Origin of the sequence: Citrobacter sp. wls826, from assembly GCF_005281245.1 — a bacterium.
Classification (GTDB): Bacteria; Pseudomonadota; Gammaproteobacteria; order Enterobacterales; family Enterobacteriaceae; genus Citrobacter; species Citrobacter braakii.
On record NZ_SZWS01000015.1, the window covers coordinates 17,527 to 20,812 of the forward strand.

Annotated in this window: 3 protein-coding genes; 2 read left to right on the top strand and 1 reads right to left on the bottom strand. The window is 53.8% G+C overall.

Annotation, left to right across the window (positions count from 1 at the left end; all coding sequences use genetic code 11):
- A partial coding sequence (gene rhlB, locus FDW87_RS02010; RefSeq protein ID WP_252362950.1) for an ATP-dependent RNA helicase RhlB occupies window positions 1-1,102 on the top strand: 1,102 nt, incomplete at its 5' end.
- 8 nt (window positions 1,103-1,110) lie between these two features.
- Window positions 1,111-2,595 (top strand): guanosine-5'-triphosphate,3'-diphosphate diphosphatase, encoded by a 1,485-nt coding sequence (gene gppA, locus FDW87_RS02015; RefSeq protein WP_016157837.1) that lies wholly within the window; start codon window positions 1,111-1,113, stop codon window positions 2,593-2,595.
- A gap of 47 nt (window positions 2,596-2,642) precedes the next feature.
- Here the strand turns inward: gppA and FDW87_RS21510 are convergent.
- Window positions 2,643-3,286, bottom strand: a 644-nt coding sequence (locus tag FDW87_RS21510; RefSeq protein WP_371415025.1) for a 3'-5' exonuclease, incomplete at its 5' end; no start/stop codon positions are given.

The window sequence follows — 3,286 nt, forward strand, 5'->3', positions numbered from 1 at the left end:
TACCGGAAAAACGATGGCGTTCCTGACGTCAACGTTTCATTATCTTCTCTCTCATCCCGCGATTGCCGATCGCAAGGTGAACCAACCGCGTGCGTTAATTATGGCGCCAACGCGTGAGTTAGCCGTGCAGATCCACGCTGACGCCGAGCCGCTGGCACAGACCACCGGTTTGAAATTAGGCCTGGCTTATGGCGGCGACGGTTATGACAAACAGCTGAAAGTGCTGGAAAGCGGCGTCGATATTCTTATCGGCACGACCGGTCGTCTCATCGACTATGCAAAACAGAACCACATTAACCTGGGCGCGATTCAGGTCGTGGTGCTGGATGAAGCCGATCGTATGTACGATCTGGGTTTTATCAAAGATATCCGTTGGCTGTTCCGTCGTATGCCGCCAACCACCCAACGTCTGAACATGCTGTTTTCTGCAACCCTCTCTTACCGCGTTCGCGAACTGGCGTTCGAACAGATGAATAACGCCGAGTACGTTGAAGTCGAACCGGAACAGAAGACAGGTCACCGTATTAAAGAAGAGCTCTTCTATCCTTCCAACGAAGAGAAAATGCGTTTACTGCAAACGCTGATTGAAGAAGAGTGGCCAGATCGCGCCATCGTCTTTGCTAACACCAAGCATCGTTGTGAAGATATCTGGGGTAGCCTTGCCGCTGACGGTCATCGCGTCGGTCTGTTGACCGGTGACGTGGCGCAGAAAAAACGTCTGCGTATCCTTGATGAGTTCACCCGTGGCGATCTCGACATTCTCGTTGCGACGGATGTCGCCGCGCGTGGTCTGCATATCCCAGCCGTAACGCACGTATTTAACTATGACCTGCCGGATGACTGTGAAGATTACGTTCACCGTATCGGTCGTACCGGTCGCGCCGGAGCAAGCGGTCACTCTATCAGCCTGGCCTGTGAAGAATACGCGCTGAATTTACCAGCAATCGAGACCTATATCGGTCACTCGATCCCGGTCAGCAAGTACAACCCGGATGCGCTGATGACCGATCTGCCGAAGCCGTTACGCTTAACGCGTCCGCGCACAGGCAATGGCCCACGCCGTACCGGTGGTGCTCCGCGTAATCGTCGTCGTTCAGGTTAACGTTAGATATGCTCACAACCACTTCGCTGTACGCCGCAATTGATTTAGGCTCGAATAGTTTTCATATGCTGGTTGTACGCGAGGTGGCGGGAAGCATTCAGACGCTCACGCGTATTAAACGCAAGGTGCGTCTGGCCGCTGGCCTCAACAGCGACAACGTTCTTTCCGCTGAAGCTATGGAGCGCGGCTGGCAATGCCTGCGCCTGTTTGCTGAACGCCTGCAGGATATCCCTCAGCCGCAAATCCGCGTGGTCGCCACGGCAACATTACGCATCGCGGTAAACGCCGATGAGTTTATCGCCAAAGCGCAAGAGATCCTCGGCTGTCCTGTCCAGGTCATCAGCGGCGAAGAAGAAGCGCGGCTGATTTATCAAGGTGTTGCCCACACCACCGGCGGTGCCGATCAGCGTCTTGTCGTTGATATTGGCGGTGCCAGCACTGAACTGGTTACCGGCTCCGGCGCGCAAACCACCTCTCTGTTCAGCCTGTCAATGGGCTGCGTCACCTGGCTCGAAAGGTATTTCACCAATCGTAATCTGGCACAGGAAAACTTTGACGAAGCAGAGAAAGCGGCTCGCGAAGTTCTGCGCCCAGTCGCCGACAAACTGCGTTTTCATGGCTGGAAAGTTTGCGTTGGTGCCTCTGGCACCGTCCAGGCGTTACAGGAAATCATGATGGCGCAAGGCATGGATGAGCGCATTACGTTGGCCAAGCTTCAGCAGCTTAAACAGCGCGCCATTCATTGTGGTCGTCTGGAAGAGCTGGAAATAGAAGGGTTAACGCTGGAACGCGCACTGGTTTTTCCCAGCGGACTGGCCATTCTAATCGCCATTTTCACCGAACTGAATATTCAATGCATGACTCTGGCCGGCGGCGCACTACGCGAAGGTCTGGTCTACGGCATGCTGCACTTGCCAGTTGATCAGGACATTCGCAGCCGTACGCTGCGTAATATTCAGCGTCGATTTATGGTCGACACCGATCAGGCGAATCGCGTCACGCAATTGGCTGTACATTTACTCGAACAGGTGAAAGATGAGTGGCATCTTGAAGCCATTAGTCGTGAACTGCTGCAAAGTGCCTGTCAGTTGCATGAAATAGGACTGAGCGTAGAGTATAAGCAGGCGCCGCTGCATGCCGCCTGGCTGGTACGTAATCTCGATCTCCCGGGCTTTACTCCCGCGCAGAAAAAACTGTTAGCCACGCTGTTGCTCAACCAAACTAATCCGGTCGATCTCTCTTCACTCCACCAGCAAAACGCTGTGCCACCACGCATCGCAGAGCACCTTTGCCGTTTGCTACGCCTGGCGATCATTTTCGCCGCTCGCCGTCGCGACGATTTAGTGCCACATATCACCCTGCAAGCTCAGGATGAGAATCTGACGTTAACGCTACCGGAAGGCTGGCTGGAACATCATCCATTAGGTACAGAGTTAATCGATCAGGAAATACAGTGGCAAAGCTATGTCCACTGGCCGCTGGAAGTGCATTAGATGCTGGCTGCCGGATAGCGCTTACGCTTATCCGGCCTACAAAATACCTATTTCTCTTTGGCTTTCGCCATCATTGCCCGAATGTTAGCAATGCTGGCCTGCCCTTTTTGCATCCGCTCCTCGGCACTCACCACTTTACGCTCCTGTTCCCAGATAACGTCATCTTGTGGTAGTTCCAACAGGAAACGGCTCGGTTCAGGTCGTACCAGTTCACCGTACTGACGGCGCTCTTTACACAGCGTGAAGATAAGTTCTTTCTGCGCACGCGTAATCCCGACGTAAGCCAGACGACGCTCTTCGTCGATGTTATCTTCATCAATGCTGCTCTGGTGCGGCAAAAATCCTTCTTCCATTCCCACCATAAATACGTAAGGGAACTCCAGTCCTTTTGAAGCATGCAGCGTCATCAACTGCACCTGATCCAACTCCTCTTCGCTCTCTCCGCGCTCCATCATGTCGCGCAGGGTAAAGCGGGTAACGACCTGAGTCAGGGTCATTGGCTCTTCCAGCTCACTACCTTCCAGCATCTCCGTCATCCAACTGAACAGCGTGTTGACGTTTTTCATACGCATTTCGGCCGCTTTCGGGCTCGGCGAGGTTTCATACAGCCAGGATTCGTAATCAATGCCGTGGATCAGATCGCGTACGGCGGCAACCGGCTCGCGCTCCGCCAGACGTTGAATTTCACCCA